General features: G+C 64.6%; 4 protein-coding genes. All 4 read right to left on the bottom strand.

The window, feature by feature from the left end; translation table 11 throughout:
- Window positions 1-321 precede the first annotated feature (321 nt).
- Window positions 322-1,083 carry a response regulator gene (locus tag WCB02_RS19785; RefSeq protein ID WP_423960642.1) on the bottom strand — a complete coding sequence of 254 codons (762 nt, stop codon included), beginning with the start codon at window positions 1,081-1,083 and terminating at the stop codon, window positions 322-324.
- Between the two features lie 236 nt (window positions 1,084-1,319).
- Window positions 1,320-2,663: an amidase gene (locus tag WCB02_RS19780; RefSeq protein ID WP_423960641.1), complete on the bottom strand. Its 1,344-nt coding sequence runs from the start codon at window positions 2,661-2,663 to the stop codon at window positions 1,320-1,322.
- Between the two features lie 92 nt (window positions 2,664-2,755).
- A complete protein-coding gene (locus tag WCB02_RS19775) occupies window positions 2,756-3,724 on the bottom strand; it encodes an ABC transporter substrate-binding protein (RefSeq protein WP_423960638.1) in 969 nt (322 codons plus the stop codon).
- Window positions 3,725-3,756: 32 nt separating this feature from the next.
- The coding region (locus tag WCB02_RS19770; protein ID WP_423960637.1) for an ABC transporter permease at window positions 3,757-4,341 on the bottom strand (585 nt) is incomplete at its 5' end.

The following is a 4,341-nucleotide window of genomic DNA, read 5'->3' as shown; positions in this document are numbered from 1 at the left end:
GGTGAGGCGATCGGGCGCCGGAACGCGCGGCGCCGGCGGGTCCGGCTGCTGTGGTGTCGGTATCGCTGGTCGGGCCTTCCGGACCGGACCTGAACCGCGATCGGTGGTCGAAGATCTTCTCTGCATGCATTGCAATCTCCCAAAGCTCTTTTGCCTTGGGCGACTTTGGCGGAGGTCTGTTTCGGCAGCATTCCACTGCCTAGGATTAGGGCTACGATTGTAATGGGACGCGGATCTGCTTTTGAAATTGAATCTCGCGGCATGGCCATATCTGCCTGTGGTGCGCCGATGCCTTCGGCGCGACCTGGTCGGAGGCGTCGATCAGAGCGGTTCCACCGGCAGCGCGAAGACGTAGCCGACGCCGCGTTCGGTCTGGATGATCGATGGCGTCGTCGGATCGCTCTCGAGCTTGCGGCGCAGGCGCAGGACCTGGACGTCGATGCTGCGATCGAACACGTCCTCGTGGATCCGCGTCGCCTGCAACAGGTGCTCGCGCGAAAGCGGGCGTTGCGGCGCGTCGAGAAACGCGATCAGGAGCGAGTACTCGCCCTTGGTCAGCGCCACCGGCTCGCCGTTTGAATTGGTGAGGCGCCGGTTGCGCCGGTCGAGCTGCCAGCCGCCGAACCGGCAGCGGCCTCTTTCGACCTCACGCTGGGCCGCAGATTTTCCCGCCTCGCGCCGCCGCAGCACCGCCCGGATCCGGGCCAGCAATTCCCGCAGGCCGAAAGGCTTGGTGATGTAGTCGTCCGCTCCAAGCTCCAGCCCGACCACGCGGTCGATCTCGTCGCGACGATGACCGGTGGTAATGATGATGGGGACGTCGGAGTGGAGGCGGATGTCGCGCAGGAGATCGAGGCCATCGTCCTGGCCGAGCCGCAGATCGAGGATCACGAGATCCGGCGCGCTGCGCGCCAGCAGGCCCGCGACCTCGTCGCGGCCGGAGGCCGGGATGGCCCGGAAATCGTGCTCCTCGAGATAATTCGTCACGAGGTGCCGCATCGTGTTGTCGTCTTCAATCACGAGACAGGTCGCCGGCCTGCGTTCGGCGCCTGCGGAAAATTGTTCAATGGGATCGTTTCCGATCCCGCCAAGCAGATGCGTGCTGCGAACGGATTTGGGGTCAGAATCACTGATTAAACATCCAGACATTCACTCTCTCCGACACCCCGGTAACGCTATAGGGCATCGTGTCCCGCACCGCAGCACACATTTTGGAGAGTCATCCGAGCGATCTCGGGGAATCCGGCCACACTGTTAGCAGCGCCGTCGTGGCTTCAGATTTTCCTGTTACGTCTGTAACAATGGGCAGCCGCAAAAATTCACGACGCGATCACGGGCATCCCAGGATCGAAACCGAGCGCCGCCTCGAACCATTTCGCGACCTGCAGCAGTCGCTTGTCCTCGCGATATCGCGCGACGAGCTGAATGCCGAGCAGCAAACCGTTGTTGCCGAAGCCGGCCGGCAGCGTCACCGCCGGCACGCCGAGAAAGGTCCAGGGCGCGCAGTATTCGGCGTCGCCGGTCGCGTGCAGGCCGCGGGGGGCCTCGCCGAAGGCGGGCAGCGTCAACAGCGCGTCGTAGCCGGAGATCTCCGTGGCGAAGGCTGTGCGCCACTTCTCCTGGATCGCCTTGGCCTTCAGGTAGTCGAGCGCGGCCAGCGCCTTGCCGCGTTCGACCTGCGACTTCAGCTGGTCGCTGGTGCGATCGGGAAAGCGTGCGACCAGGTCGGCGAAGATGAGCGCGCCTTCGCTGGACAGAATGGTGTTGATGGCGGGCCAGTTCTCGCGGTCGAAGGCGGCGAGTTCGAGCTCTTCCAGCACGGCGCCGGCGTCGCGCGCTCTTGCGATGGCCGCATCAAACGCCCGCTGCTGCCCGGGCTCGGCGCGCGACCATTTTTCGAAGCGGACGATGCCGATGCGCGGTTTGCCGAGAGGCTCGAGGCCCCGTTCGAGGTCGACCGCGAAAGCCGGGAGCGGGCGGCCATGCCGATCGCCGTCGCTTGCGCCCGCGGTCAGCGCTAGCGCCAGCGCGACATCGTCGACGCGGCGGGCGAAGAAGCCGACATGATCGAGCGACGGACTCAACGGATGCACGCCGATGCGCGGGATCGCGCCAAAGCTCGGCTTGAGACCGACGATGCCGTTGAACGCGGCCGGCCGGATCACCGAGCCGAGCGTCTGGGTGCCGAGCGCGAGCGGCACAAGTCCGGCAGCCACCGCCGCGGCCGAGCCCGACGACGAACCGCCCGGCGTATGATCGGGATTCCAGGGATTGACCGTCGGCCCCGGATGCCGCCAGGCGAACTCGGTCGAGACCGTCTTGCCGAAGATCGTCGCGCCGAGATTGCGCAGCCGCTCGACCACCCAGGCATCCGCTGCCGGGACGTGGCCCTGGTAGATCGGCGAGCCGTTGGTCGTCGGCATGTCCGCGGTCGCGATGATGTCCTTGATCCCGACCGGGATGCCCGACAGCGGACCGGGCCGCCGCGTGACATCGATCGGAAGATATTCGAACGCTTTCAACCGCGGCTCGACGGCGGTCGCCTTGGCAAGTCGATCCGCGGCGTAGCGATCCGCCGCCACCTCATCGGCGCGGAACGCACGCAGCAGATCGAGCACGCCTGCGCCGGCTTTCGGAGGAGGAAGCGCGGTTGTCTGGGTCATCTCGTCTGGGCCATCTCGATCAGTCCCCGGGTCAATCGTGGCGCAGGCCGTGTCCTGCACGCCCGGTGCCAAACGGCGTTCGCGCGCGCTTCTTATTTCATCGCCAGCGCGGGATCGATGAATTTCTTGACCACGAAACTCTTGTAGTCCGGCTGGCTTGCGAGATTGCCGAGCGCGATCTGGGTGTCCATCGCGACCTTCAGCGCATCCGCCGAAATATCGACGCTTGGCGGATAGACGGCCTCGGCGAGCATCCGCTTGACGGCGGATTCGACCACGGCGGGATCGAGGGTGGGAAATTCCTTCTTGGCGATCTCGACCGTCTTGGCTTCGTCCTTGGCCATGAAGCGCAGCGCCATTTCCATGGCGTTGACGACGCGCTGGGCGGTGTCGGGATCGACATCGTTGCGCGCGGTTACCACCGAGAAGGCATAGGCGCCATAGGATTTCGGGAAACTGAGCACCACCTTCATGCCCTTGGCCACCACCTGATCCAGTCCCGGCTCGTACATCACCGCGACGTCGGCCTGCTTGGCGAGAAACGGCCCGGGCTCGGAGCCGATCGCGACCTGGATCATGTCGACGTCGGTCTTGGGGTCCATGCCGTTCTCCTTCAACAGCTTCATGAACAGCGACGTCGAGGTGGTCGGCATCAAGCCGGTGACGACCTTCTGGCCCTTGATGTCCTTGATGCCGGTGAACTTGAAGTCCGGCGTGGTCGCGATCCACACCGCCGCGCCATTGACGACATTGGCGATGATATCGACCGGGGCTCCCTTGGAGGCCGCGATCGCGGTCCATTCCGGTCCGTGGATGGAAAACTGCGCGCTGCCGGAGATCACCGCCGATAGCGCCACCGTCGGCGCGCCGGCGGTCTCCTTGGTCAGGTCGATGCCCTGCTGGGTGAAGAAGCCCTCGTCGATCGCGACATAGAGCGGCAGATAGAGCATCGACTGGAAGGCCTGCGACAGCGTGACCTTCTTGTTTTCGGCGAGCGCCGGCGTGGCCAGCAGGGTTGCAACAAGCGCGGCGGCGCAGGCGACGCGCAGACGTAACGACATCCGATGACTCCGTATATGAGAATATGAGGCAATTAGACCTGAACCTGGTGGGTGGTGCTCGACTGCTTCCAGGGCAGGCTGGTCCGCTCGATGATGTCGATGACGTAATAGAGCACGAAGCCCATGATCATCAGCGTGAACAGCCCGACCCAGACCGTGTTGAGATCGTAGAGGCTGGAGGCGGTATAGATGAGGTGGCCGAGCCCGCGCTGCGACGAGATGAACTCGCCGACCACCGCGCCGACCAGCCCGAAACCGATATTGATCCGGAAGGTCGCGATGATGGACGGCAGGGTCGACGGCACCACCGCCTTGAAGAACACCTGATGCTTGTCCGCACCCATCGAAATCAACAGCGACTGCAGATCGACGTCGGCGTCCTTTGCGGCCTGGTAGGCGGCGATCAATGCAACGAGCGCCGTCAGCGACACCGCCAGCGCGACCTTGGACACCAGCCCGGTGCCGAACCACAACACCACGATCGGCGCCAGCGCGATCTTCGGCACGCTGTTGATGGCGACGATGAAGGGCTCGACCAGGCGGGCGACGAACACCGAATACCACAGCGCGAGCCCGATCAGCGAGCCGGCGATGGTACCGATGACAAAGCCCAGGAT

Source organism: Bradyrhizobium sp. (assembly GCF_049581145.1).
GTDB lineage: Bacteria > Pseudomonadota > Alphaproteobacteria > Rhizobiales > Xanthobacteraceae > Bradyrhizobium.
This window is presented reverse-complemented; position numbering and strand designations above follow the sequence as displayed.

Bases quoted from the DNA above. Each gene is read 5' to 3' on its own strand.
- WCB02_RS19780 (WP_423960641.1), bottom strand. From the start codon at position 2,663: ATGACCCAGACAACCGCGCTTCCTCCTCCGAAAGCCGGCGCAGGCGTG.
- WCB02_RS19775 (WP_423960638.1), bottom strand. From the start codon at position 3,724: ATGTCGTTACGTCTGCGCGTCGCCTGCGCCGCCGCGCTTGTTGCAACC.